Here is a 25,264-nt window from a genome sequence, read left to right as displayed (position 1 = left end):
CACGCGGGCGGGCCAGTCGCCGCTGCCGTGTCCCGCGGCCGGGGATTCCTGCACACCCTCCTCTTCAGCATCGGCCCGATGAAGAACGACCACCACGTGGGGATCCGGGCCGCCGCGGGCGTGTTCATCCCGCTCATCACGCTCGTGGTGCTCGGGCGGCTGGACCTTGCGATCTTCGCGAGCTTCGGCGCGTTCACGGGCATCTACGCCCGCAACGAGCCACACCGTGTCCGTCTCGTCGCGCAGTCCCGTGCGGGCGTGCTCATGCTCGCCGTCATCCTCGCTGCCACTATCTCGGCGCGACTGAGTCCCGGTGGGGCGATGAACCCGTGGGGGATCGTCATCGGGACCACGCTCGTCGCGTGGGGCTGCACGATCATCGTGGGGTACTGGCGGCTGCGGCCAGCCGGCTCGCTGTTCCACATCTTCGCGTTCGCCGCCATCGCCTCGATCCCGCACCAGCCGCCGCTCGGGGAGGCCATGCTCGCTGCCACCGGGACCGTGGCCCTGAGCCTGCTCATCGGGATCGCGTCCCGCATCGTGCCGAGGTACCGTAGCACGCTGACGTGGGCTGGCCTCCGGGCTGCATGGCTGGTGCGCCTCGGCGCCGCGGAGAGGCGGGCCCTGTGGCTCGAGTCGCTCGGCTACCTCATTGCCGCCGCGCTCGCCGGGACGATTGCGACCATCGTGGGACAGGCCCTCGGCTTCGGGCACAACTACTGGGCTATGGTCGCGGCGGTCGTGCCGCTCGTGGGCCACACGACCCGCCACCGTGTGAACCGCGGCCTGCAGCGTGTGCTGGGCACCGTCGTCGGCCTCGTGGTCCTCGCCGCGATCGTGGCGATCCGGCCTGAGGCGTGGCTCATGGTCGTATTCATCGCCGCGTGCCAGTTCGGGGCCGAGATGCTCATCGCGCGGCAGTACTTCCTCGCGCAGGTCTGCGTGACGCCTCTCGCGCTCATGTCCACGCTCCTCGTGGCACACGTCAACCCCCTGGACCTCCTGCACGACCGGTTCATCGACACCGCGATCGGAGCCGTCGTGGGCGTCGGCGTGGTCCTCGCCCCGGACGCGTGGCGGCGCTGGATCCGCTGGCGCTCGCGGGAGGAGCAGCTCGAGTGGTGACGGTCGCCTCGGCGGGCGACCGCGTGCACGCGGACGGGGTTCATGACCGGCTTGCCGTAGCAGAGGGACTCGTCGAGTTCCTGGTAGGGCCCGAAGTTGGGGATGCGCCGGTAGCCGGCGGACTCGTAGAACATCTTCCCGTCGGGCTGCGCGGAGCCGGCCTCGGCAAGAACGAGGGTGATCCCGGAGGTGTGGGCCTCCGCCTCGAGGGCCGTGAGGATGGAGCTCGCGATCCCCGCACCCCGTGCGTAGGGGAGAACGTAGACCCGCTTGACCTCCGCCGTCGTGGGCGCCACCCAGCGCAGGCCGCCGCAGCCGAGGGGCTGGCCGGTGGATCGCTCGTACGCGATGAGGAAGATTGCGAGGTCCGCGGCCGACGGCGCGCTGCCGGGCTCGTGGGCGGTGTCGCCGTAGCGGGCGTCCAGCTCGGCCTGCTGGGCTGCGCGGAGGTCGCGCCCCACGGGGTTGGACCACGGGGCCCGACGGATCATCAGCTTGGGATGTGTCTGCATGCCGCCTCCTTGCTCTGACGTTATGGAAAAACGGTAGTGAGCGCGTGTTTCCTTTCCGTGACCGGCACGTGATTTCTGCGCGACATCTGGCTACGCTCACTGCGCGAGCCCATCTGCGGAAGGAACACCATGGAATACCGTCGCCTCGGTACCAGCGGCATGTACGTGTCCGAGATCGCCTACGGCAACTGGGTCACGCACGGTGACCAGATCGACCAGGAGACGGCCACCGAGTGCGTCCGCACGGCCCTCGACCTCGGGATCACGACGTTCGACACCGCCGACGCCTACGCCGGCACCCGCGCCGAGACCGCCCTCGGGGAGGCGCTGACCGGCGTCCGCCGCGAGGGGCTCGAGATCTTCACGAAGGTCTACTTCCCGACGGGCGAGGGCAGGAACGACCGCGGACTGTCCCGCAAGCACATCATGGAGTCCATCAACGGCTCTCTCCGCCGCCTCCGCACAGACTACGTGGACCTCTACCAGGCCCACCGCTACGACTACGAGACGCCGCTCGAGGAGACCATGGGCGCGTTCGCGGACATCGTGCACGCCGGCAAGGCCCACTACATCGGCGTCTCCGAGTGGACCGCCGACGAGATCCGCGCAGCCGCCGCCCTCGCCAAGGAGCTCGGGATCCAGCTCGTGTCGAACCAGCCGCAGTACAACATGCTCTGGCGGGTCATCGAGCCCGAGATCGTCCCGCTGTCCGAGGAGCTCGGCCTCGGCCAGATCGTGTGGTCGCCCATCGCGCAGGGAGTCCTGACGGGCAAGTACCTGCCCGGGGCCGAGGCAGCGCCGGCCGAGTCCCGCTTCTCGACCGCCGAGGGAACGGTCAAGGCCGACCACCGCTACCTGCAGCCGGCCGTGCTCGAGCGGGTCCAGATGCTGCGACCACTCGCGCAGGAGGCGGGCCTGTCGATGGCGGCGTTCGCGGTGGCGTGGGTCCTGCAGAACAGGAACGTCTCGGCCGCGATCGTGGGCGCGTCGAAGCCGGACCAGCTGCGCGACAACGCGACGGCCTCCGGCGTGGTCCTCGAGCCGGCACTCCTCGCACGGGTCGACGAGGCGCTGGTCCACCCCGAGTCGGGCGACGTCGTCGAGCGGGACCCCTCCAAGGTCGAGTCGTTCCTCAAGCGGGTCTGAGCCGGCCCCGCGCACGACGGCGAGTTGGCGGCGCGCGCTGCCCCCTCGCCGTCGTGCGCGTCCCCGGCCCGATCAGGGACCCGGGTCAGTCCGGCATGTCGCGATGGGCCAGGTCCTTCTCGGCCGGGCCCTGAATGACCGTGCCGTCGAGGGCGAACCGCGAGCCGTGGCACGGGCAGTCCCACGTCGGCTCGGCGCCGTCGGCGCCATGGGCGAACTCGACGACGCAGCGCAGGTGGGTGCAGCGGGCCGAGAGGGCATGCACGACCCCGGCGGCGTCCGCGTAGACCGCTGTTGCCTTTCCTCCGACGTCGAACACGGCGCCCTCCCCGGGGGCGAGCCGCGGGAGGCCCCGCCACGGCGGGAGGGGAGCCTCGGCCTCCGCTCGTTCGCGTCCCTGCGCGGACGCCGGGCCGAGCTCCCGCGTACTGTCGAAGAGGCCGGCCCAGGCGCTCGCGGCGCCCGTGATCGCGTCGGCGACGACGAGGGCGGATGCCGTGCCGTTGGTGAGACCCCATTTGCGCAGGCCCGTGATGACGTGCAGGTGGCGCGAGTCGGGAGTCAGCGGGCCCGCGAACGGGAGGCCGTCCGCCGGGAGGGTGTCTTGGGTGGACCAGCGGTAGGCTGGCTCGCCGCCGCCGAGGCGCTCGCGGGAGAACTCGGCGAGCCGCTCGAGGCGCGCAGCAGAGCCTCCGCCGGTGTCTCCTTCCGCCGCGGGGTGGCCCTCGCCGCCCACGAGGACATAGTCCGTCCCGTCCTCGCGGGTGGTGAGGATCGAGCGCATGGGCTCGTCGGCGCTGATGAACGTCGCGTCGGCCGGCAGTCCGTCGGCAGGGCTCGCGACGATGTACGAGCGGTGGATCGTGAGGCGCCCGCTGTACCGGCCGCCGTCGCCCATCGGGACGTTCGTCGCAACGACGATCTCCCGCGCCCGGACCGTGCCGTGGTCGGTCACGGCCACGGCCGGGGTGCCGTCGCGGACCGCGCGCACAGCTGTGCGTTCGACGACGACGCTGCCGCCGCCGTCGACTGCCCGGGCGAGCCCGTGGAGGTACTTCATCGCGTGGAACTGGGCCTGGTCCTCGAAGCGGACGGCGCCCTGGGCGGCGAAGGGGAGCGGGACGTCCGTGATGAACGAAGCCGGGAGGCCGAGCCGCGCGGCGAGCTCGGCCTCTGCGCGGACGGCCTCAAGCTGCTCGCCGCCGGCCTCGGCGTAGGTGTAGTTCGAGACTCGCCGGAAGCCGCACTCGAGGCCCGCGGCCTGGACGGTCGCCGCGATGTAGGCGAGGGCGGCCTCGTTGGCCTGTCCATAGGCGCGCGCGGCCTCCATGCCGTGGTCCGCGGCCAGCTGGGTGTAGGCGAGGCGGTGGAGCGAGGTGACCTTGCCGGTTGTGCTCCCTGTGACGCCGGTGCCGATCCGGGACCCCTCGAGAACCGCGACAGTGAGGCCACGGCGCCTGAGCTCGTAGGCTGCCGTGAGCCCGGCGATCCCGCCGCCGATCACTGCGACATCGACCTCGAGGTCTTTCTCGAGGCGGGAATACTGGGTGCCCTCCGCGGTTGCAACCCACAGGGACATGGCCTTGGATTGCGCAGATTCGGTCACGACTGCCTCCTGATGGCCGTTCTGTGTAAAATCGAATTAGTCTATTTTAGAGCGCGGGATCGTCGGAGAGAAGGGCGCCATGCCATCAAGACCAGAGGTGCGCACTCGCGTGCGGGTTCCCCTTCGCTTCGGCGACGGGTTCGCCACCACGGCGGACGTCTTCACGTTCCGCCACCTCGCCGACTACAGGGAGCACCTCCTGCTCGGGCTCGGCGACTGGGAGGGCGCGCTGGCCCGGGCGGCCGACGGCGGTGAGCCGCCCCTCGTGCGTCCGCACAGCGAGTGCCTCACGGGTGACGTGCTGGGTTCCCAGCGCTGCGACTGCGGGCCCCAGCTGCGCGAGGCGGCCGAGCGCATCTCCGGGGCGGGCGGGTTCCTGCTGTACCTGCGCCAGGAGGGCCGGGGGATCGGGCTGTACGCCAAACTCGACGCCTATGCGCTCCAGGATCAGGGTCTCGACACCTACGCCGCGAACCGCGCTCTAGGTCGCGGCGAGGACGAGCGGGACTACCGTGCCGCCGCACAGATGCTCCGGGTCGTGGGCGCCACGCGGATCCGGCTCCTGAGCAACAACCCGGACAAGGCCGCCCAGCTCGAGTCGCTCGGGATCGAGGTTGCCGAGCGCGTCCCGACGGGCGTGCACCTCTCGGCGGCGAACGCCTTCTACCTCGCGACCAAGCGCGATCACACCCTCCACACCCTGGACCTGGACCAAGCCTCGGCCTGAGGGCGGGCGCCACCGCCTCCCGCCCCCAACAAGGTTGCGGGGTCACGTCTCGGGATTGCGGGGTCACGTCTCAAGTGCGCGGGGTCACGTCTCAGGGTTGCGGGGTCACGTCTCAAGTGCGCTGCCCCTCTGCCGCGCCGAATCCGTTCGGCGGGCGGCGAGCACGAGCCCGCGACCGCCGTCGAACGTCACGCCATGGAACTGTGGCCCCGCGGCGATCGGGGAGAACCCGAACCCCGCGTGCAGTGCGATCGACGCTGCATTGCGCGCGTTGGCGATGTAGTACGCCACGTCCGCGAGCTCCCAGATCCACGCGAGGCGCGCGGCCGTGAGGGCCCGCCCCGCGCCGCGGCGTCGGGCGTCCGGATGCACCACGATGCCGCCCAGGTAGTGCCCGGCGGGCGCGTCGCCGTCGGCGAGCGGATAGCGGTGGGTCTTGGCGGCGCCTACCAGGACGCCGGTGGCGAGGGCGACGACGGCGCAGCGGTCCGACGCCGGCGCGACGGCCGTGGGATCCCACTCGGGCCGCCCGGCCGCGCGCGAGACGGCGTTGATCGCCGGGAGGTCCCGGGGTGCGGCCGGCCGAACGAGCCAGCCCTCGGCGTCCCCCGTGCTCGTGAGGCGAGTGCCCGGCACCCGGCTACCGCGTCGCTGCGAGCGCCTCGCCCACCGCCCCGAGCACGAGCGTCACCGACGCGGGCGATGCGTTGGGGCCCATGAGCCCGATCCGCCATACGGTCTCCGCGTACTTCCCGACGCCCGCGCCGATCTCCAGCGTGTACCGATCGAGCAGATGGGCGCGGACGCGGGCGGAGGAGACGCCCTCGGGCACGCGAACCGTGGTGAGGGACGGCAGGCGGTGACCCTCGGCGGCGAAGAGCTCGAGGCCCATCGCCTCGAGCCCGGCCCGCAGCGCAGCCCCGGCGGCTTCGTGCCGCGCCCATACCTTCTCGAGCCCCTCGGCGAGGATCCGGTCGAGCCCGGCTTCGAGGCCGGCGACCATCGTCACGGGCGCGGTGTGGTGGTACGTGCGGGTGTGCCCCTCGGCGGCGCCGACGTACCCGCCGAGCAGCCCGATATCGAAGTACCAGGACCGCGGGTCCTGAACACGCCGCTCGAACGCCCGCTCCGAGACGGTGAACGGCGAGAGCCCGGGCGGTACGCCGAGGCACTTCTGTGTGCCCGCGTAGCCGATGTCGATGCCCCAGTCGTCTGCACGCAGCTCGAGCCCGCCGATCGAGGTCACGGCGTCGACGAGCAGCAGCGCGTCGCCCTTGCCCGCACCAAGCGCCGCGATGTCGGAGCGAACCCCGGTTGACGTCTCGGCGTGCACGGCCGCGATGACCTTGGGACTCGGGTGGGCTGCCAGGACTCGCTCGACGTCGACCGGCTGCCCGTACTCGTGGTCCACGCGCACGACGTCGGCCCCACTCCTGCGCGCGACCTCCGCCATCCGCTCGCCGAACAGCCCGTTGACCGCGACCACGACCGGATCGCCGGGCTCCACGAAGTTCACGAAGGCGGCCTCCATGCCGCCCGATCCTGTCGCCGAGAGGGGCCATGTGCGCGCGTTCGCCGTCCCCCACACGTGCCGGAGGCCCGCCGAGACGCGGTCCAACCGGTCGATGAACGCGCGGTCGAGGTGCCCGATCACGGGGTACGAGAGAGCGGACATCACCTCGGGGTACGCATTGCCCGGCCCGGGCCCGAAGAGGTAGCGGAACGGCAGCGTTTCAGTCATGGGGCCCACCCTACCCAGCACCGGTGACGGAGGACGGCGCCGGGCCGGGTCACCAGACCCGGCCCGCCGCCGTCGTGCATCACTTCGTTTCGACGTCGCCCAGCCGGCGTGAATCAGACGCGGGGGCCCACTGCTTCCTCGATCCCGGCCATGTCCTCCTCGGTCATCTCCACCGACACCCTGCGGCGGAATCCGCGGGTGATCACCACGAGGGACGCGATGCCCACCGCGAGCCAGACGACTCCGTACATGAGCGCGTCCATCTGGAGGTTGGCCCAGAGGACACCGGTGAGCACGGTCCCGATGAGCGGGAGCACGATGTTCAGGAAGATCTCGCGCGGCGTCCGGATCTGCTTCCGGCGCAGCGCGAACAGGATGATCACCGTGAGGTTCACGAACGTGAACGCGATGAGGGCCCCGAAGTTGATCATCGACGAGACGAACTCGAGCGTGAACGGGATCGCGAGGAGCGAGACGGCGCCGACGAACAGTACGGCGTAGGCCGGCGTGCGGTACTTCGGGTGCACGAACGCGAAGAAGCGCGAGACCGGCCCACGGCCGTTGCGGCCCATGACGTAGAGCATGCGGGACACCGACGCGTGGGACGCGAGGCTCGACGCTACCGTGGCGGCAAACGCCGCGGACGTGAACAGGATCTTGAACAGGTCACCGCCCACCTTCAGCGCCATCTCGGGCAGGGTGTCGTCGGTGTTGTCGAAGCCGTCCAGGGTCGGGAAGACGGACTGGCCGAACCACGCCGCGACGAAGAAGATCGCTCCGCCGATGAGGAGCGCGAGCACGATCGCCTTCGGCACCGTATTCGCGTCCTTGGCCTCCTCGGTGTACATCGTGATGGCGTCGAAGCCGATGAAGGAGAAGCAGACCACGGTGGCGCCGGAGATGACCGCGCCCGCATCCACGCCGTCGTGGAAGAGCGGCACCGAGCTGAACGGGGTGCCCGTGCCCTGGCCGTTGGCCAGGGCGTTCCACGCGAGGGCGATGAACACGCCGATCAGGACCACCTCGAACACGACGAGGATTCCGTTGATCTTCGACGTCGAGTTCATGCTCCACAGGTTCATGATCGTGATGACGACGACGTAGCCCACCACCCAGATCCATGACGGCACGTCCGGGAAGAACGACTCCATGTAGATCCGGACGATCACGGCGTTGACGAGCGGCAGCAGGAGATAGTCGAGCAGCGATGCCCAGCCGACGAGGAAGCCCACGTTCGGGTGGATCGTCTCGGACGTGTACGTGTAGGCGGAGCCGGCCGAGGGGAAGACCCTCGTCATGCGGCCGTAGCTGACGGCGGTGAAGACCATGGCCACGAGGGCCACGAGGTAGGCGAGCGGGACCGCTCCGTTGGTCTCGCCGGAGACGATGCCGAACGTGTCGAAGACCGTGGTCGGGGTCATGTACCCCATGCCGAGGGCAACGATCGCCCAGAGGCCGAGCGACCGCTTCAGTGCGGTGGTGTTCTGAGACATCTTGAGGCCATTTTCCTTTGTGCAATCCGCCGCGGGCAACGGGGCGGATGGGCGATGGGTCCGGCATTCCGGATCCCTGGGGAGGGTCCCCTCGGGTGCGAGTGGGTGAGGGATGGGTCAGGCCCGCGGTCGGGCGGTGGGCTGCTGCTGGGTGACGCAGTGGATCCCGCCCCCGCGGGAGAAGAGGACGCGGGCGTCGACGGCGGTCACGTGCCTCCCGCGGTAGGCGTCGGCGAGGATGCGCAGCGCCTTCTCGTCGTGCGGGTCGTTGAACGAGCAGGCGACGAGGCCGCCGTTGAGCGCGACGTGGTTGAGGTAGCTCCAGTCGACCCAGTCCTCGCCGTCGTGCAGCTGGGCCGGTGCGGGGACCTCGATGATGTCCCACGGCGTGCCGTCTGCCGTCCGGGAGGCGCGGAGGGTCTCGAGGATGTGGCCCGAGACCTCGTGATCCGGGTGCTCGGGGTTGTACTGGACGTGGACGAGCAGCGTCCCGGGGCTCGGGATGGCCGCGACGAGGTCCACATGGCCGCGCGTCCCGAACCGCTCCGAGTCCCGCGTGAGGCCGCGGGGGAGCCAGACGGCGTGGCGCGCGCCGATGGTGCGCTCGAGCTCGGCCTCGACCTCGGCCTTGGTGGTCCCGGGGTTGCGGCCCGGGTCCAGCTGGACCGTCTCGGTCAGCAGCACGGTGCCGAGGCCATCGACCTGGAAGCCGCCGCCCTCATTGACGAGGCTGCTGGGCACGTGGGCGGCGCCGGCCGCGCTCGTGACGGTGCCGGCGATCTGGGCATCGTGCTCCCAGCTGGCCCAGTCCTGGGCGCCCCAGCCGTTGAAGATCCAGTCGACGGCGCCCAGCCGGGCGGTCCCGTCGGCCCGCGCCCCCGCAGACTCGTCGAGGACGAAGCTCGGGCCCATGTCGCGCATCCATGCGTCGTCGAGGGGCGCCTCGAGCAGGCCGACGCGCGGATCGAGGTACGCCTGCGCGATGCCGCGGTCCTCCGGGCGGACCACCATCGTGACCGGCTCGAACCTTCGCGCTGCGCGGGCCACGGCGGCCCATGCGGCGCGGGCCTCATGTGCGTCCTGGTCCGTCCCGCCGAGCGTGTAGCCGCCGGACGGCCACGCCATCCACAGCCGCTCGTGCGGGTCCGTCTCCGCGGGCATGCGCCAGCTCATGCGCTCGCCCCTTCCAACTCGTGCGCGGCGTGTGCCGCCCGTGCCACCCCGACGATGGGCGGGACGTGCGACGACGGTGCGTTGCCGGCGTCGTGCGTCTCACCGCGAGTCCAGTCCGAGGGCGAGGCGGGCTCGGGCGAGCCCAACGGATGGGCCGGGTCAACACGGGTGGTGAGCGCGGCGTAGGTGTCCGGGCGGCGCGTGGCGAGGAACGGGAAGAGCGTGAGCCAGTCGCGGCGCTGGTCAAGGTCGAGGTCGGCAACGAGGACGGCCGACCCCTCGCGTGGTGCGCGGGCGAGGATGCGGCCGTACGGGTCGGAGATGAAGGACGAGCCGTAGAACGTCACGAGGCCCTCGGAGCCCCAGCGGTTCGGGACGACCATGAACGTGCCGTTGGCGATCCCGTTTCCGACGATCACCTGGCGCCACAGCGGTTCGGTGTCGAAGTCGGGGTGGCCCGGTTCGGAGCCGATGGCCGTGGGGTAGGCGAGGATTTCGGCGCCTGCAAGGGAGTACACGCGGGCGAGCTCCGGGAACCATTCGTCCCAGCATGTCGGCAGGCCGAGGCGGGCACCCCCGAGTTCTGCGGGCGCGTGGACGGGGTAGGGGTTCCCGGTCTCGGGGCCGGGGCGGAAGAACTTGTCCTCGTAGTAGCCCTCGGTCACGGGGATGTGGAGCTTGTCCGTCGCCGCGAGGAGCTCGCCCGTCGGGGCCACGAGGATCGCGGTGTTGTAGCCGAGCGGGTCTCCGGGGGTTCCCCTGCGGTAGAGGCTCGCGTGGACGCAGATGCCGTGGACGGCCGCGACGCGGCGGGCGAAGGCAAGCGTGGGGCCCGACTCGAGGTCCTCGGCGATCGCGCTTGGAGTGTCCTCGGGAAGGGTGTCTGCGGGGTAGCGGGAGAGGGTGAGCTCGGGGAGGAAGACGACGCGTGCGCCGTAGGCGGCCGCACGGCGGATGCCGTCCTCGAGCTCGGCCTCGGTGGCCTTCGGTTCCTCGTGCCAGCGGTGCTGGACGAGCGCGACCCGAAGCGGGTCTCGGCGGGGGTTCGCGGGGTCCGTGGAGCCTGCATCTGTGCGTGCCCACGACACCGGGGGCTGCAGGGCAAGGATCTCGTGCATGGGGAAGTCCTTCGCGGGAAATGGTGGGGGACTGGCTCGGGCTGTGTGGGGACGTGCTGGGGTGCCTATAAATGAACGACGTTCGTTTATGAGAGCACGTGATCTGCGCCACGGTCAACCCCCACCCCGCGATGAGGGGTCACTTCCCCGGTGGGGGGTCACCTCCCAACGACGCGAAGTCGCGTCCCTGTATCGGGGGGGTCACTAGACTCCGAACCATGGATGCCCCCGATCCCGACGCGCAGCAGCCGGCCCCCCCGCGGCGCCGGGGCCGCCCCCCGCGGCCTGTGCTCTCGCCCGGCAAGATCACCGCGGCGGCGCTCGCCGTCGTCGCCCGGGCTGGCTATGAGGGCTTCACCATGGCGGCACTCGCGCGCGAACTCAAGACCGCGCCGTCCGCGCTCTACAACCACGTGGAGTCGAAGGACGAGGTCCTCAACTGGGTGCAGGATGACGTGTGCGAGACGATCGACACCTCCGGATTCGGCGTGGACCCCTGGGACCTCGCGATCACCAGATGGGCCCACTCCTATCGCGCGGCCTTCGCGCCGCACCTGCCCCTCATCCCCATCATCGCGGTGTTCCCCGTGGCCGGCGCGCCGCACACCCTGGCCATGTACGAGCGGGTGGCCGAGGGGCTCAGGGGCGGCGGATGGCCGCTGGACATGGTGGTGGACGTGGTGGTGGCCGTCGAGTCGTTCGTGCTCGGGTCTGCAATGGATGTCTCCGCGCCAGAGGGGATCTTCGACGTCGGTGAGCGCCGCGAGCTGGCTCCGACGTTTGCCGACGCCGTCGCAGCCCGCCCCGGGAGGGGCGCGGCCGCGGCCGATGCGGCCTTCGGCGTGGGGCTCAATGCGCTGGTCGCTGGCCTGCGGGGCACCCTCGCCGCTGTCTTGGCCATGCGCACCTGACCCCTCATCGGGGAAGTGACCCCTCATCGGGGAAGTGACCCCTCAACTCGAGGCGGCAGGCTTGTCAGGGCCCGATTAATGAACTAGATTCATTTTGAGACTTCCCCCACATCCCTCCCGAAGGAAGAGATCATGTCCCAACCCCAGATCCCCGCCGAGCAGACCCGCGATGCCGATGTCGTCGTCGTCGGAGCCGGTCCCGCTGGCCTCATGGCCGCCCGCACACTCGCGAAGGAGGGCCAGCGCGTCGTGGTTCTCGAGGCCCGCGACCGCGTAGGCGGCCGTACGTGGAGCGACACGATCGACGGCGCATTCCTCGAGATCGGCGGCCAGTGGATCAGCCCGGACCAGACCGAGCTCCTCGGCCTCGTCGCCGAGCTCGGCAAGGCCACCTTCAAGCGCTACCGCGAGGGCGACAGCGTCTACGTGGCCCCCGACGGCACTCGCACGGTCTACTCGGGCGCCGACTTCCCGGTCTCCCCGGGGACGCTCGCCGAGGTGGAACGGATCACCGGGGTCCTCGACGACCTCGCAGCCGAGATCGGCGCAGAGGAGCCGTGGGCGCACCCGAAGGCCCGCGAGCTCGACACTGTGAGCTTCCAGCTCTGGCTCCGCGCCCAGTCGGCGGACGAGGAAGCCTGCAACCTGATCGGCCTCTTCATCGCCGGGGGCATGCTCACCAAGCCCGCGCACGCGTTCTCGGCCCTGCAGGCCGTGCTCATGGCGGCCTCGGCCGGCTCGTTCAGCAACCTCCAGGACGAGGACTTCATCCTCGACCAGCGTGTAGTGGGCGGGATGCAGTCCGTGAGCGAGGCCATGGCTGCCGATCTCGGCGACGCCGTGGTCCTCGGCGCGCCCGTGCGCACTCTGGAATGGGGCGAGCACGGCGTTGTCGCGACGGCCGACGGCGGCACCTCCGGCCGCGTCACCGTCACCGCACGCCGGGCTATCCTCGCCATCCCGCCCACGCTGTACAGCCGCATCTCGTACGTCCCGGCGCTCCCGCGTCGCCAGCACCAGCTGCACCAGCACCTCTCGATGGGCCTCGTCATCAAGGTCCATGCGGTGTACGAGCGCCCGTTCTGGCGCGAGTCAGGCCTCTCGGGCACGTGCTTCGGCGCCGGTGAGCTCGTCCAGGAGGTCTACGACAACACGAATCACGGCGACTCCCGCGGCACCCTCGTGGCCTTCGTCTCGGACGAGAAGGCCGACGCGATGTTCCGCCTCACGGCCGAGGAGCGCAAGGCAGCGATCTTGACGTCCATCGCACGCTACCTCGGCGATCACGCGCTCGTCCCCGAGGTCTACTACGAGTCCGACTGGGGCTCCGAGGAATGGACCCGCGGCGCGTACGCGGCGAGCTTCGACCTCGGCGGACTGTCCCGCTACGGTGCCGACCAGCGCACGCCCGTTGGTTCGATCCACTGGGCCTGCTCCGACCTCGCGGCCGAGGGCTTCCAGCACGTCGACGGCGCGCTGCGCATGGGCCGCCGCGCAGCCGAGGAGGTCCTTGGGGCCCTCGCGCCGGCGGCCACGAAGTAGTCGCCTACGCGAAGTAGCCCTCTACCGGGCGCGGCCCTCTACGTCTGGGAGTCACACCCTGAAGGTCACCTCCTGAAGGTCAATGTGCTGACAAAGACCAACAGGAGGTGACCCTCAGACGGACGGCGGGGCGCCCCTAAACGGAGGGCGGAGCGGCGCGCCCAGACGGCGGCAAGGGCCCCAGACGGTCGGGGCCGCCGCGGAAGGGAACGCGCTACTTGGCCTTCTTGCGGAAGAGGTCAAGCTGGTCGAAGTGCTCGGCGAGCAGGTAGTACACGGTGGGGCGCTGGCGGCGGTTGATGCCCTTGAACTTCTCGCCGACAGCCTTGATCGCTGCGTCCAGGGTCGCGTCGTCCTCGGTGCGGCCGAGCTTCTTCTTGAGGAAACTGTCGCGGACCCGGTCTGTCTCGGTCTTGTCGCCGAATGAGACAAGGGATGCGTCGGCGCTCTGCAGCGCGATGCCGCAGTGGCGGATGATGCCTGCAACGACCTCGTCGTCCGCATTCGGTGCCAGCTTCTTGACCTGCTCTGCCCAATCGACAGCCATGGATAGCTCCTCTTGTGACGGATCCGAGCCCGGCCGGGCCCTTGTCGGTCACCCTACTCAGGCGTAGGCGCGGATCATAGGCGTGACGCAGAGCACAATTGAGATATCCCTCCCAGTGCCGGCCTTAGGGCCTCACGCGGTCCGCACCGCTCCCGAGATGCGCCACGCCCATCCGTTCCATTCGTAGGCGGGCTCGAGGCCTCGGCTGCGCACCACATCGATCATTGCGGCCGGATCGTGCATGTAGCCCCGGAAACTGCGCCCGCCCACCCGCATCATCAGGTTGCCTGCGCCCACGAACGCACGTGAGGCGAGGTTTCGGGGCGGGTAGCTGAACACGATCGCACGCCGAGCATGACCCGCCGCGGCGCCGAGCAGCGCGGCGTAGTCCGGATAGCAGCAGACCACGCGGTGGAGGACGACGACGTCAGCCGGCTCAACGGCGTCGGGCGTCCCTGCGAGGTCCACGCCCAGACGGCGCGAGACACGGCCAGCCATCCCGGCGCGCCGGATGAGGCGTGCGGCGTCGGCCTCGTAGGAGTCCGACAGCTCGAGATTCTCGGACCGGGCGGCTCCGCGTGCGAGGAGCTCGAGCTGGATCTCGCCTGCGCCGCCGCCGATCTCGAGCACGCTCGCCCCCTCGAGCCCGGCACCCGCGAGGAAGTCCACGATCCTCTGCTCGACGGGGCGCAGGCCCTTCTTCTCGTACCGTCGCGTGATGCTCCGGGAGAAGCTCGCGTTGAAGATGGAGCGGTACCGCTCTGGATCGATGACGTCCCGAGCCGGGTTGTGCCGATCGGGGTTTTCGGGCGCGGGCCCGCAGCAGCCGGACATGCTGCCAGTATGCGGCACCGTTGACGCGCGCGGCATCGCCCGGGAGGGTGGGCCCATGGATGAGTCCCAGCTGGATCAGCCCCAGACGGATCGGACGGCGCCGGACCAGGCCGCGCCCGATCAAACGGTGCACGCGGACGTCTGCGTGGTGGGCGCGGGGCTCGCCGGGCTCGTGGCGGCGGTCGAGGCGGCGGACGCCGGGCGCGACGTCGTGGTCCTCGACCAGGAGCCACCGCAGTCCCTCGGCGGGCAGGCACACTGGTCCCTCGGCGGACTCTTCCTCGTCGACACCCCTGAGCAGCGGCGCCTCGGTGTGCACGACTCGCTCGCCCTCGCGCGGCAGGACTGGTTCGGCTCCGCCCAGTTCGACCGCCCCGAGGACTTCTGGCCGCGCCAATGGGCAGAGGCCTACCTCGATTTCGCGGCGGGCGAGAAGCGGGCGTGGCTGCACGGGATGGGTGTGCGGTTCTTCCCCGTGGTCGGCTGGGCGGAGCGCGGCGACGGACGCGCCGACGGCCACGGCAATTCTGTGCCCCGCTTCCACGTCACGTGGGGCACCGGGCCCGGCATCCACGCGCCGTTCCTCCGCCGCGCCCGCGCGCATGCCGACGCCGCCCGGATCCGCTTCCTGTTCCGGCACCGGGTCGACGAGGCGGTGACGCACGACGGCGCGGTGACAGGCGTGCGCGGAGCCCGCCTCGCGCCGTCGGACGTCGTGCGGGGGAAGGCGAGCAGCCGCGAAACGGTGGGAGAGTTCGCGGTGGAGGCGGGCGCCGTCGTGATCGCGTCCGGAGGCGTGGGCGGCAACCTGGATCTCGTCCGCTCGCTGTGGCCCGAGCGGCTCGGGACCCCACCGAGGACCATGGTGGCGGGCGTTCCCGCCCACGTGGACGGCCGGATGCTCGGGATCGCGGAGGCCGCCGGCGCGCGCGTGATCAACGGCGACCGCATGTGGCACTACACCGAGGGGATCCGCAACTGGGATCCAGTGTGGGAGAACCACGGGATTCGAATCCTGCCGGGGCCGTCCTCGGTGTGGCTCGACGCGGCCGGGCGCCGGCTGCCGGCGCCGCTGTTCCCGGGGTTCGACACGCTCGGGACCCTCAGGCACCTCCGTGGAACCGGGTACGACTACTCGTGGTTCGTGCTCACGCAGTCGATCATCGAGAAGGAGTTCATGCTCTCGGGGTCGGAGCAGAACCCGGACCTGACAGGGAAGGACGTGCGACTCCTGGCCTCGCGGGTGCTGCCCGGTGCGCCGGGGAGTGTCGAGGCGTTCAAGCGGCACGGGGCCGACTTCGTCGTGGCATCCACGCTGGGGGAACTCGTGACGGGGATGAACCGGGTGGGCGAGCCAGGGCTCCTGTCCGAGGCCGCCGTGCGCAGGGTGCTCGAGGCGCGGGATGCGGAGATCGAGAACGCGTTCGGCAAGGACGCCCAGGTCACGTTCCTTCGTTCGCACCGGAAGTATGTTGGCGACAGGCTCATCCGAGTGGCGGCGCCGCACCGAATCCTCGACCCGAAGCACGCCCCGCTCATTGCCGTCCGACTCAACATCCTCACGCGCAAGACGCTCGGAGGCCTCGAGACGGACCTGTCCGGCCGGTGCGTCTCGTCGTCCGGCGTTGCGGTTCCTGGGTTGTACGCCGCTGGCGAGGTTGCGGGCTTCGGGGGCGGCGGCATGATGGGCTACAACGCGCTGGAGGGCACGTTCCTGGGCGGCTGCCTGTTCTCCGGGCGGGTGGCCGGGCGCGCCGCGGCTGCACTTGCCTAGGCTCGTTGGGTCACGAGCGCGGGGCGAGCACCACCGTCACGTTCCGGTCGCCTTCGGGGAACGAATGCGAGAGCGCGCCGCCAGTCATTGGGGGGATCGGCTGGCGACGCGCTCTCTCCGGGCTTGGGGGGTACCCGGCAGTAATAAGCCTAAGGGGCCAACAGGCCCTGAACGCGGCATTTTTACGTTTTCATAACGGTGTCGCGCCAAGATAAGAGTCAGGTCTGCCGGGCGCGGACCTGACTCGGCGGCGCGTCCCACCAGCGCCGAGCCGCCCTCGTGAACGAGGGCTGGTCGGTGAAGCCGACCATGGCGGCGATCTGCCCGAGGCTCACGGACGTGCTCATGAGGAGGCGGAGCGCGGTCTCCCGCCGGGCGTCGTCGACGACGCCGCCGAAGGTGACGCCGGCCGCGGCAAGTTGGCGCTGCAGGGTCCGGGGATGCATGAACATCAGCCGAGCGACCCCTGCCAGCTCGACCTTGCCGGTCCCCAGGCTCTCGCGGACGGCGGTCTGGACTCGTGGCACCACGTCGTGGCCCTGCCCTGAGCTCTGCTCGTCGAGGAAGGCCACCGCGAGCTGGCGAAGCGTCTCGTTGACCCCGACCAGAGCCCGCCCGGGGAGGTCGGCAGGAAGCCTCAGGACCGCGGCGCTCTCGACGCCGCCCACGCGCACGGGTGCCCCGAAGAACGCCTCCACCGTCTCGAGCGGCGCCGCGGGCACGTACGGGAGCTCCACGCCCAGGAGGCCGTACCGGCCCCGGTTGAGGAAGGTGATGGTGCGGTGGATGAAGCCCAGGCCGAGGTCGATGGCCTGCACGGGGCCGCCGGCACCGGCCGGGCCGTAGAAGATGGCCGTCCCGTCCGGGTTCTCCCGCAGGCTTAGCGTCAGGACACGGCTGTGGACGGAGAGGTAGCGCGCAAGGGAATCCAGCGCCCCGCCGATGCTCGGCGAGTTGGTCATCGCGATGGCAAGGGGCCCCAGCACCGAGACCGACTGCAGCTTCGCCATCCGCAGCCCCAGGTCGGGGCACTCGAGTTCGTCGGCGGCGAGTTCGAGCATCGCGGCCGTCCTCGTTGCGGGAATGAGCATGTCGTCCAGGTCCAGGCAGCGCGGGGGAAGGCCCGATCGTGCTGCGAGGGAATCCGCGTCTCCGCCGAACGCCGTGGCGATGGTCCGGAACCCACGCAGGCTGGCAGACCGAAGGTAGCTCACGTGATCCATTGTCACCCAGGGTTAAGGCGATGTCGCCCAAAGCTAAGAACCTGCTTCCCGTGGGGGTGAGAATGGAAGCAGACCTCTGACCTCAAGGAGTTGTGATGTCCCTGCCACCGGTCCTCAGTGGCCCGCTGACGCTTCCCGTCCTGGCGTCGCCGATGTTCATCGTGTCGAACCCGGCGCTCGTGATCGCCCAGTCGAAGGCCGGCGTCGTCGGCTCCTTCCCGGCCCTCAACGCCCGCCCGGAGTCGGCATTGCGCGACTGGCTCGCGGAGATCACCGAGACCCTCGCCGCGCACACGGAGGCCAACCCCGACCGGCCAGCTGCGCCATTCGCGGTCAACCAGATCGTCCACAGGTCCAACGACAGGCTCGAGAGGGACCTCCAGGCGTGCGTCGACTTCAAGGTGCCGATCGTCATCACCTCGCTGGGCGCGCGCCCGGAGCTCAATGAGGCCGTCCACTCCTACGGCGGCGTCGTGCTGCACGATGTGATCAACAACCGGTTTGCCCACAAGGCCGTGGAGAAGGGCGCAGACGGGCTGATTGCCGTCGCGGCCGGCGCCGGCGGCCACGCAGGCACCATCTCGCCGTTCGCGCTGCTGAACGAGATCCGCGAATGGTTCGGCGGCCCGCTGCTGCTCTCGGGGGCACTCGCCCACGGCCGTTCGATCCTCGCGGCACAAGTGGCGGGCGCCGACATGGCGTATGTGGGGACAGCATTCCTCGCCACGCACGAGGCCAACGCCGTGCCCGGGTACAAGCAGATGCTCGTCGACAGCACCGCCGATGACATCGTGTACTCGAACCTCTTCACGGGCGTGCACGGCAACTACCTGCGCGGGAGCATCGCCGCCGCGGGGTACGACCCGGACAACCTCCCCGTCTCCAACCCGTCCGCGATGGACTTCGGCTCCGCCAGTGCCAAGGCCTGGCGTGACATCTGGGGTTCGGGCCAGGGCATCGGCGCCATCAAGTCCGTCGAGTCGGCGGCCGACGTCGTCGCCCGCCTGCGCTCGGAGTACGACGCCGCACTCGCCACGCCGATCTGGACGGGTACCCGCGCCGCGACGCTCGTCTAGCCGGTGTGTGGGGGCGCGCGTTCGACTCCACACGCAGAAAGGCCCCTGATCCGGTCTTCCCGGATCAGGGGCCTTCTTTTCGTTGCGGGGACAGGATTTGAACCTGCGACCTCTGGGTTATGAGCCCAGCGAGCTACCGAACTGCTCCACCCCGCGGCGCTTGATCTACTTTACACGAGCAGTGCCGCGTCGCGAAATCCGGAGGGAGTACGCCCGATTGCTCTGCGCGCGCACTGGGTAAATAAGCGCGCATGACCGACGCGAACGCAGCCATGACCGACCAGAACGCGGTACAGACTGAGCGCAAGTCGTCGACGGCCCCGGCGCCAGACGACGCACGCAAGCCTGACCGCATGCGCGAGGTGACGAAGCCGTCGTGGAAGTACATCGCGCTGAAGACCTTCCGCGAGTTCACCAAGGATGCCTGCCCCGACCTGGCAGCCTCGTTGACCTACTACGCGGTGCTCTCCCTGTTCCCGGCCCTCCTGGCCCTGGTCTCGGTTCTGGGAGTCTTCGGCCAGGCGGAGAGGACAGTGTCGGGGATGCTGGACATCGTCAATTCGATCGCTCCGGGCTCGGCTGCCGAGACCGTCCGCGGTCCCGTCGAGGAGCTGGTGCGGAGCCCAGCCGCGGGCCTCACACTGATAGTCGGCATCCTCGGCGCTGTATGGTCGGCCTCCGGCTATGTGCGGGCCTTCGGGCGTGCCATGAACCGCGTCTATGAGGTCAGCGAGGGGAGGGGATTCCTTCGACTCCGCGGGACGATGCTCGCCGTAACGATCGCGTCGGTGATCCTGATCGCGGCGGTGTCCGCGATGCTCGTCCTCAGCGGCCCCGTGGCGGAGGCCGTGGGGAACGTGATCGGGCTAGGGGGGTTCGCGGTCGCGATCTGGAGCATCGCGAAGTGGCCGGTGCTGCTCATCCTCGTGATGATCCTCATCGCCTCGCTGTACTACTTCACCCCCAACGTCAAGCAGCCGAAGTTCCGGTGGGTCACAGTGGGCTCGGTCATCGCGCTGCTCGTCCTGGCCTTAACCACGGCGGCCTTCGGGTTCTACGTGGCCAACTTCGGGCACTACAACAAGACGTACGGTGCGCTGGGCGGCGTGATCATCCTGCTCCTGTGGCTCTGGCTCGTGAACATGTCCCTGCTCTTCGGGGCGGAGTTCGACGCCGAGACCGAGCGCGGACGCGAGCTCCAGGCCGGTATCGGGGCCGAGCAGTCGATCCAGCTCCCGCCCAAGGACACGGTCCTGACAGAGAGGAGGGAGAAGGTCGCCGAGGATGACATCCGCCGCGCCCGGGAGCTTCGTCAGGGTCGCGGGCGTCCGCAGGAGTAGGCGGACCGGTCCGGACACGGCGGCGCCGTCACCGTCGGGGTGCCAGCGCGCCGTCGTGCGCGGTACGGGATGCGGTCGTCAGCCGAGGTGGTCCACGAGCTTGCCCGCGATGCCGTTGTACGTGCCCGGGGTGAGGGCCAGAAGGCGTGCCTCGGCGTCAGCGGAGAGGCCGAGGCCCGAGACGAACTCCTTCATGCGCGCGGCGTCGACGCGGTGGCCACGGGTGAGGTCCTTGAGCCTCTCGTACGGGTTGTCCATGCCCGGGACGCCCGCGATGGCCTCGGCGCGCATGACCATCTGGATCGCCTCGGCGAGCACTTCCCAGTTCGAGTCGAGGTCCGCGGCGAGGACACCCTCGGCGACGTCGAGCCGGTCGAGCCCCTTGGCCACGTTGGAGATCGCGAGGAGGGAGTGGCCGAACGCGACGCCGATGTTGCGCTGCGAGGACGAGTCGGTGAGGTCGCGCTGCCAGCGTGACGTCACGAGGGTTGCGCCGAGCGTATCGAGGAGCGACGACGAGATCTCGAGGTTGGCCTCGGCGTTCTCGAAGCGGATCGGGTTGACCTTGTGCGGCATCGTCGAGGACCCCGTCGCGCCAGCCACCGGGATCTGCGCGAAGTAGCCGATGGAGATGTAGCTCCAGATGTCGGTGCACACGTTGTGCAGGATCCGGTTGAAGCGCGACACGTCCGCGTACAGCTCGGCCTGCCAGTCGTGGCTCTCGATCTGCGTGGTCAGGGGGTTCCACGTGAGTCCGAGACCCTCGACGAAGGACTCCGAGACCTGCTGCCAGTCCGCCCGGGGCACGGACGCGACGTGCGCCGCGAAGTCGCCTGTCGCGCCGTTGATCTTCCCGAGGTACTCGGTGCGCCCGATCCGCGTGAGCTGCCGGCCGAGGCGGTGCGCCATGACCGCGAGCTCTTTGCCCAGGCTCGTGGGGGTCGCGGGCTGGCCGTGCGTGCGCGAGAGCATCGGCACGTCGCGATTGGTGCGGGCCATCTCGGCGATCTGGTCCACGAGCGCGCGGGCGGCGGGGAGCCACACGTCCTCGACGGCGCCCTTGATACCCAGCGCGTACGAGAGGTTGTTGATGTCCTCGGAGGTGCAGCCGAAGTGCACCATGGGGGTCAGGTCCTTGATGCCGAGGCCCTCGAGGCGCCGTCCGATGTAGTACTCGACGGCCTTGACGTCGTGCACTGTGACGGCCTCGATCTCCGCGAGCTCGCCGACCGAGGCGGCGTCGAACTCCGTGACGATCTTCCGCAGGCCCTCCTCCTGCTCGGCGGTGAGCGGACCCGCGCCGGGGAGGACCGAGCTGCGGGTCAGATGGATGAGCCACTCGACTTCCACCGCCACGCGGTCGCGGTTGAGCGCGGCCTCGGACAGGTAGTCGACAAGCGGCGCGACGGTCGGCCGATAGCGCCCGTCGAGCGGACCGAGGGCGATGTTCTGCGCGGCTGCCGGCCCGGCAGCCTCACCGGCGGCAAGGGAAAGACGTCCGGACGGGATGCGCGAGGATGAATCAGCCATGACCTCCATTCTTCCATGGCACTCCCGTGCCCTGCGGCTCAGCGGGGCTCGCCTGTCTTGTCCTCCACAGGTCGCGGGGACGGCATGTCGTCCACATACGACGCCGGGCCACACCGCGCGCTGCCGGGGGCGCCTAGCGTCGGGGATACCGCGGCGAACGGACGCGGAGGAGCGGGGGAGGGGACCATGACCGGAACGACATGCGGCCACGACGAGGCCGAACTCCGGGCTGCGGCGACGCAGCTCGCGAAGGCCCAGGACGAGGTCGACGAGGCGCGGGCGTCCCTGGGTCGGGCCGAGGCCGTCGAATGGGGCGGCCCCGCCGCTGCCGCCTTCGGCACCTCGACCGCCGCGATTGCTGCGCGGCTGGCCGCACTCGCGGCGGGCCTGGCCGGGCTCGCCATGGTGGCGGCGGCCCTGCAGGCCGACTCTGCGGCATGCTCTGGACTCCCGGGCGTGCGCGGTCCGGTCGGAGCGCCCGCATCCGGCCCCGCCTGGCTAGTGGCAGGACGACCTGTCGGCCCCATCGCGCCCCTGCCTGCGCCCACCCCCGCCCTGCGTCTTGAGACGCCGAGCGGCCCGGCCTTCACACGGGGTTCTGCCGGTCCGTCCGCTGGCCCGGGCCCCGCGGACGGGGCGGCCTGCAGATGACCGGATTCGCGGTGAGTGGTGAGGAGCTCCGGGACCCCTCGACGTTCGTCGTCACCGGTGGGGCGTCGTTCCGCGTCAATCTGGAGGCCCTCGACACGGCCATCGGCGCGCTCGCGTCGGCCGCTTCGGTGATCGCGGGCCTGCCCGTGTGCCTCGAGGCGGCCCGAGCGGCCGTATGGCGGGGTGCGTGCGCCGGAAGCGCCTCGGCAGCGGTGTTCGACGACGAGGCCGCGGCCCTCATCGGGCAGGCGGCGCGGGCGGCCCTCGACACTCGGGCCACCGCACGGGGCGTCGCTGCCGCCGCGTCCGGCTACCGCGCCGCCGAGGCGCAGATCGCCGGCGCCGCGGGCGGCCATCAGCTGATCATGCGCGGGCTCGTCTGGGGACTGGTTCCTCCGGGACTCTGGCGCGTCCCGGGGGAGGCCCCTGTGCGCGAAGGTGCCCAGAGCCTGCGGCTCCTCCTCGGTGGGGCCTCCGCGGTGCCCCCGCTCGTTCCGTGGGTCGTGGCCGGCGGGCCGCGCGACAGGATCAGCGTCGTCCGGTCCGAGGTCGCCGCGGGCTCGGAGGACGCCTCAACGTTCGCCTACGCGGGGAGGAGCCTGCAGCAGGCCCAGGGCGCGGCGACGCTCGACGACGGAACCAGCGTGCCGCCGTCGTCCGTCCTCGTGGAGCGCATCCCCAAGCCGGACGCCAGCGTGGCCGTCATCGTCACGGTGCCCGGGACGCAGACCTGGTCCCCGGACGATCCCGGAGGCGGCATCTTCGACGGCGAGGGCAACGTCGACGCCATGGCCGGAAGGGACAGCCACGCGCGGCAGCTCATCGAGCGCGCGCTCGCCGACCAGCAGCTGCGCGCCGGCGACGTCGTGGTCTTCAACGCCCACAGCCAGGGATCCCTGCACGTCTTCGGCCTGCTCGAGGATGAGGACTTCCGGAGGCGGCATCCCGTGGTCGCCGTGACAGTGCTCGGAGGTGTCCCGACGGCGTTCCGCGTTCCCGATGACGTCGCGGTGCTGAGCGTCGCGAACCGAGACGACGTGGTGCCCGGACTCTCGGGCCTCCCGCCCGTTCCGCGGCCGAACGTCGTCGATGTCCGGACCCCTTCCTACCCCGACGTCGGCAGCGGAGGGCTGCTTGACGCGGTGGTCACCGCCCACGGTCTCGATCGCTACGCCTCGGACGCCCGGGAGCTGGATGCCTCGACCGACCCCTCGGTCCGCGGCTACGCCTCGCTCCTCGGCGTCGCGGTGGGGACCGGGATCATCGGGACGGCCTCTGCCGGTGCCGGTGCGGGCCCCCGCCGCGAGCGGTTCGTCTACACGGGCACAGACACGACGACGCCGGCGACGCCGGCGACGCCGGGCGCGCCTAGTTCTTCCGCAGCCCTACGGCCCAGCCCGTCACTGCCGAGACAACCGAAATGATGATGGCGCCCAGGAAGGCGGTGAGGAAGGAATCGATCGTGAGGTGGACCGGCGTGTAGCCCGAGACCCACGCCGTCAGCCAGAGCATCGCGGCGTTGATCACCAGCGCGAACAGCCCGAGGGTCAGACAGGTGACTGGGAGGGACAGGAAACTCACGATGGGCCTGACAATCGCGTTGACCAGCCCGAAGATGAGGCCGATGAACAGATAGGCGATGACAATCCCCGCAGCCGAGCTCGCGTCGCCGGCGCCGGCGTTCGCGGCGACGCCCGCGGTCGAGGACGTAGTGATATCCATGCCGGGGAGGATCCACGCGGCCACCCACAGGGCGAGCGCGCTGACGATGACGTGCAGCAGGAAGCGCATGCGCCTATGCTCGCACAGCCCACTGTGCGGCCGCAGCCGAACCTTTCCGAGGCCCGCCTGTGGGGGGCCGCTACGCTGTATGGCATGACTTCACCGCTGAACGAGCACGAAGGCGGCAGCGAGGGCACCGGTGCCTCCGCCGCCGCAGCCGGCCCCACGGGCGTCACCCCTCGCCCCGTGATGAGCCGGCTCCCCAAGTACGCCGCTGGACGACCTCCGGCCCCGGTGGAGGGGCTCACCAGCTACAAGCTCTCCTCGAACGAGAACCCGCTCGCGCCGCTGCCGGCCGTGACCGAGGCGATCGTGCACGAATCCGCCATCAACCGCTACCCCGACGCCGTCGCGACGCGGCTCCGGGACGCGCTCGGGGCCTTCCTCGATGTCCCGGCGGACGACATCGTCACCGGCGGCGGCAGCCTGGGTGCCCTGAACCAGATCCTCGCTGCCTTCGCGGGGCAGCGCGAGGACGGCACCGAGGACGAGGTCGTCTACGCGTGGCGGTCCTTCGAGGCCTACCCGATCTCGGTCGGGCTCGCGGGCGCGAAGAGCGTGCAGGTCCCCGTGCTGCCCGATGGCCGCCACGACCTCGACGCGATGCTCGCAGCGGTCACGGACCGGACCCGGGTCATCCTGCTCTGCACGCCGAACAACCCCACGGGTCCTGCCCTGCGCCGCGACGAGACGGAGCGCTTCATCCGGGCCGTCCGGAGCGACGTGCTGATCGTCATCGACGAGGCCTACCAAGAATTCGTGCGTGATCCCGAGGCCGTGGACGGTATCGCGATGTACCGCAAGTACCCGAACGTCGCCGTGCTGCGCACCTTCTCCAAGGCGCACGGCCTCGCGAACCTCCGCGTCGGATACTCCGTGTCCCACCCGGAGGTAACCCAGTACCTGCGGATCGCCGCCGTGCCGTTCGCGGTGTCCACGATTGCCGAGAGCGCAGCGATCGCGTCCCTCGAGAGCTTCGCGGATGTTGTAGGAAGGGTACAAACCCTGGTCGATGAGCGCGACCGCGTGACGGCTGGACTCCGGGAGCTCGGCTGGGACGTCCCGGACGCCCAGGGCAACTTCGTCTGGCTCTCGCTCGGCGAGGCGACACCCGATTTCGCCCAGCGCGCCGCCGCGCAGGCGCTGTCGGTGCGCGCGTTCGGCACCGAGGGAGTCCGCGTCAGCATCGGGGAGCCCGAGGCGAATACGCGCTTCCTCGACCTCTGTAGGGTTTTCACAAGGGTTCCCCAGTCTTCCTAGAAGTAATCCACTTCGCGGCGGCCCAGTTCGACTCGGTAGAGTGACTGCTGGGCCGTCGCTCATATTCCGGCATCGGAATACATTCCCTCAGGGGAATATGAGGCGACGAACTCCACCCGGAGCCCCCGGGCTGGTCATTCGAAGGCAAGCGAG

General features: G+C 70.4%; 22 protein-coding genes, 1 tRNA gene and 1 pseudogene. 11 read left to right on the top strand and 13 right to left on the bottom strand.

Annotated features, from left to right (window positions below; all coding sequences use genetic code 11):
* The first annotated feature begins 78 nt into the window (after positions 1 to 78).
* A complete protein-coding gene (locus AB5L97_RS18060; RefSeq protein ID WP_369047472.1) occupies positions 79 to 1,125 on the top strand; it encodes an FUSC family protein in 1,047 nt (348 codons plus the stop codon).
* Positions 1,126 to 1,244: 119 nt separating this feature from the next.
* Here AB5L97_RS18060 and AB5L97_RS18055 read toward each other — a convergent pair.
* Positions 1,245 to 1,616 (bottom strand): annotated as a pseudogene (locus tag AB5L97_RS18055) (GNAT family N-acetyltransferase); the annotation flags it as partial.
* 150 nt (positions 1,617 to 1,766) lie between these two features.
* Between AB5L97_RS18055 and AB5L97_RS18050 the strand changes: the two are divergent.
* Positions 1,767 to 2,783 carry an aldo/keto reductase family protein gene (locus AB5L97_RS18050; RefSeq protein WP_369045720.1) on the top strand — a complete coding sequence of 339 codons (1,017 nt, stop codon included), beginning with the start codon at positions 1,767 to 1,769 and terminating at the stop codon, positions 2,781 to 2,783.
* An 85-nt stretch (positions 2,784 to 2,868) separates the two neighbouring features.
* On the opposite strand, the gene AB5L97_RS18045 is transcribed toward AB5L97_RS18050, so the two are convergent.
* Complete coding sequence (locus tag AB5L97_RS18045) at positions 2,869 to 4,389, bottom strand: FAD-dependent oxidoreductase (protein WP_369045719.1); 1,521 nt, start codon at positions 4,387 to 4,389, stop codon at positions 2,869 to 2,871.
* A gap of 79 nt (positions 4,390 to 4,468) precedes the next feature.
* Here AB5L97_RS18045 and AB5L97_RS18040 point away from each other — a divergent pair, with 79 nt between their 5' ends.
* Complete coding sequence (locus tag AB5L97_RS18040) at positions 4,469 to 5,116, top strand: GTP cyclohydrolase II (protein ID WP_369045718.1); 648 nt, start codon at positions 4,469 to 4,471, stop codon at positions 5,114 to 5,116.
* 105 nt (positions 5,117 to 5,221) lie between these two features.
* On the opposite strand, the gene AB5L97_RS18035 is transcribed toward AB5L97_RS18040, so the two are convergent.
* From AB5L97_RS18035 to AB5L97_RS18015, 5 genes are all read right to left on the bottom strand, one after another.
* Positions 5,222 to 5,752: a GNAT family N-acetyltransferase gene (locus AB5L97_RS18035; RefSeq protein WP_369045717.1), complete on the bottom strand. Its 531-nt coding sequence runs from the start codon at positions 5,750 to 5,752 to the stop codon at positions 5,222 to 5,224.
* Positions 5,753 to 5,756: 4 nt separating this feature from the next.
* The gene (locus tag AB5L97_RS18030; protein ID WP_369045716.1) at positions 5,757 to 6,857 is read right to left on the bottom strand and encodes a pyridoxal-phosphate-dependent aminotransferase family protein; all 1,101 of its coding nucleotides are present in this window, start codon (positions 6,855 to 6,857) and stop codon (positions 5,757 to 5,759) included.
* Between the two features lie 113 nt (positions 6,858 to 6,970).
* A complete protein-coding gene (locus AB5L97_RS18025) occupies positions 6,971 to 8,350 on the bottom strand; it encodes an APC family permease (RefSeq protein WP_369045715.1) in 1,380 nt (459 codons plus the stop codon).
* Positions 8,351 to 8,467: 117 nt separating this feature from the next.
* Entirely contained in the window at positions 8,468 to 9,523 is a 1,056-nt protein-coding gene (locus AB5L97_RS18020; RefSeq protein ID WP_369045714.1) for an agmatine deiminase family protein, read from the bottom strand.
* Entirely contained in the window at positions 9,520 to 10,641 is a 1,122-nt protein-coding gene (locus AB5L97_RS18015) for a nitrilase-related carbon-nitrogen hydrolase (protein WP_369045713.1), read from the bottom strand. Before AB5L97_RS18015 ends, AB5L97_RS18020 begins: the two co-directional genes overlap by 4 nt.
* 218 nt (positions 10,642 to 10,859) lie before the next feature.
* Here AB5L97_RS18015 and AB5L97_RS18010 point away from each other — a divergent pair, with 218 nt between their 5' ends.
* Both AB5L97_RS18010 and AB5L97_RS18005 read left to right on the top strand, forming a co-directional pair.
* Positions 10,860 to 11,552: a TetR/AcrR family transcriptional regulator gene (locus AB5L97_RS18010; RefSeq protein WP_369045712.1), complete on the top strand. Its 693-nt coding sequence runs from the start codon at positions 10,860 to 10,862 to the stop codon at positions 11,550 to 11,552.
* A 132-nt stretch (positions 11,553 to 11,684) separates the two neighbouring features.
* Positions 11,685 to 13,094: a flavin monoamine oxidase family protein gene (locus AB5L97_RS18005; protein WP_369045711.1), complete on the top strand. Its 1,410-nt coding sequence runs from the start codon at positions 11,685 to 11,687 to the stop codon at positions 13,092 to 13,094.
* Between the two features lie 214 nt (positions 13,095 to 13,308).
* Here the strand turns inward: AB5L97_RS18005 and AB5L97_RS18000 are convergent, their stop codons facing one another.
* Both AB5L97_RS18000 and AB5L97_RS17995 read right to left on the bottom strand, forming a co-directional pair.
* The gene (locus AB5L97_RS18000) at positions 13,309 to 13,641 is read right to left on the bottom strand and encodes a DUF2853 family protein (protein WP_307956161.1); all 333 of its coding nucleotides are present in this window, start codon (positions 13,639 to 13,641) and stop codon (positions 13,309 to 13,311) included.
* A gap of 132 nt (positions 13,642 to 13,773) precedes the next feature.
* Complete coding sequence (locus AB5L97_RS17995) at positions 13,774 to 14,475, bottom strand: SAM-dependent methyltransferase (RefSeq protein ID WP_369045710.1); 702 nt, start codon at positions 14,473 to 14,475, stop codon at positions 13,774 to 13,776.
* A gap of 55 nt (positions 14,476 to 14,530) precedes the next feature.
* Here AB5L97_RS17995 and AB5L97_RS17990 point away from each other — a divergent pair, with 55 nt between their 5' ends.
* The gene (locus AB5L97_RS17990; RefSeq protein WP_423246804.1) at positions 14,531 to 16,249 is read left to right on the top strand and encodes an FAD-binding dehydrogenase; all 1,719 of its coding nucleotides are present in this window, start codon (positions 14,531 to 14,533) and stop codon (positions 16,247 to 16,249) included.
* Between the two features lie 218 nt (positions 16,250 to 16,467).
* Here AB5L97_RS17990 and AB5L97_RS17985 read toward each other — a convergent pair whose 3' ends face one another.
* On the bottom strand, positions 16,468 to 17,463 hold the full coding sequence (locus tag AB5L97_RS17985) for an AraC family transcriptional regulator (protein ID WP_369045708.1): 996 nt from the start codon (positions 17,461 to 17,463) through the stop codon (positions 16,468 to 16,470).
* 104 nt (positions 17,464 to 17,567) lie between these two features.
* Between AB5L97_RS17985 and AB5L97_RS17980 the strand changes: the two genes are divergently transcribed.
* On the top strand, positions 17,568 to 18,548 hold the full coding sequence (locus AB5L97_RS17980; protein WP_369045707.1) for an NAD(P)H-dependent flavin oxidoreductase: 981 nt from the start codon (positions 17,568 to 17,570) through the stop codon (positions 18,546 to 18,548).
* Positions 18,549 to 18,630: 82 nt separating this feature from the next.
* Here the strand turns inward: AB5L97_RS17980 and AB5L97_RS17975 are convergent.
* A tRNA-Met gene (locus AB5L97_RS17975) sits at positions 18,631 to 18,704 on the bottom strand.
* A 116-nt stretch (positions 18,705 to 18,820) separates the two neighbouring features.
* Between AB5L97_RS17975 and AB5L97_RS17970 the strand changes: the two genes are divergently transcribed.
* Positions 18,821 to 19,888 (top strand): YihY/virulence factor BrkB family protein, encoded by a 1,068-nt coding sequence (locus tag AB5L97_RS17970; protein WP_423246865.1) that lies wholly within the window; start codon positions 18,821 to 18,823, stop codon positions 19,886 to 19,888.
* Between the two features lie 78 nt (positions 19,889 to 19,966).
* Here the strand turns inward: AB5L97_RS17970 and purB are convergent, their stop codons facing one another.
* A complete protein-coding gene (gene purB, locus AB5L97_RS17965; protein WP_423246803.1) occupies positions 19,967 to 21,418 on the bottom strand; it encodes an adenylosuccinate lyase in 1,452 nt (483 codons plus the stop codon).
* Positions 21,419 to 21,604: 186 nt separating this feature from the next.
* On the opposite strand from purB, the gene AB5L97_RS17960 reads away from it, so the two are divergent.
* Together AB5L97_RS17960 and AB5L97_RS17955 are read left to right on the top strand one after the other, a co-directional pair.
* Positions 21,605 to 22,069, top strand: a complete 465-nt coding sequence (locus tag AB5L97_RS17960) for a hypothetical protein (RefSeq protein WP_369045704.1) — start codon at positions 21,605 to 21,607, stop codon at positions 22,067 to 22,069.
* The gene (locus tag AB5L97_RS17955; RefSeq protein WP_369045703.1) at positions 22,066 to 23,493 is read left to right on the top strand and encodes a hypothetical protein; all 1,428 of its coding nucleotides are present in this window, start codon (positions 22,066 to 22,068) and stop codon (positions 23,491 to 23,493) included. Before AB5L97_RS17960 ends, AB5L97_RS17955 begins: the two co-directional genes overlap by 4 nt.
* Here AB5L97_RS17955 and AB5L97_RS17950 read toward each other — a convergent pair.
* Positions 23,438 to 23,860, bottom strand: a complete 423-nt coding sequence (locus tag AB5L97_RS17950; protein ID WP_369045702.1) for a phage holin family protein — start codon at positions 23,858 to 23,860, stop codon at positions 23,438 to 23,440. The two genes, AB5L97_RS17955 and AB5L97_RS17950, sit on opposite strands and share 56 nt — an antisense overlap.
* Positions 23,861 to 24,040: 180 nt before the next feature.
* Between AB5L97_RS17950 and AB5L97_RS17945 the strand changes: the two genes are divergently transcribed.
* Positions 24,041 to 25,111, top strand: coding sequence for a histidinol-phosphate transaminase (locus AB5L97_RS17945; RefSeq protein ID WP_307956391.1), 1,071 nt, complete (start codon positions 24,041 to 24,043; stop codon positions 25,109 to 25,111).
* The last annotated feature ends 153 nt before the right edge of the window (positions 25,112 to 25,264 follow it).

Origin of the sequence: Sinomonas sp. P10A9 (assembly GCF_041022165.1) — a bacterium.
GTDB classification, from domain to species: Bacteria; Actinomycetota; Actinomycetes; order Actinomycetales; family Micrococcaceae; genus Sinomonas; species Sinomonas puerhi.
The sequence above is the reverse complement of the archived record's forward strand: the minus strand, read 5'-3'. Positions and strand labels throughout refer to the sequence as shown.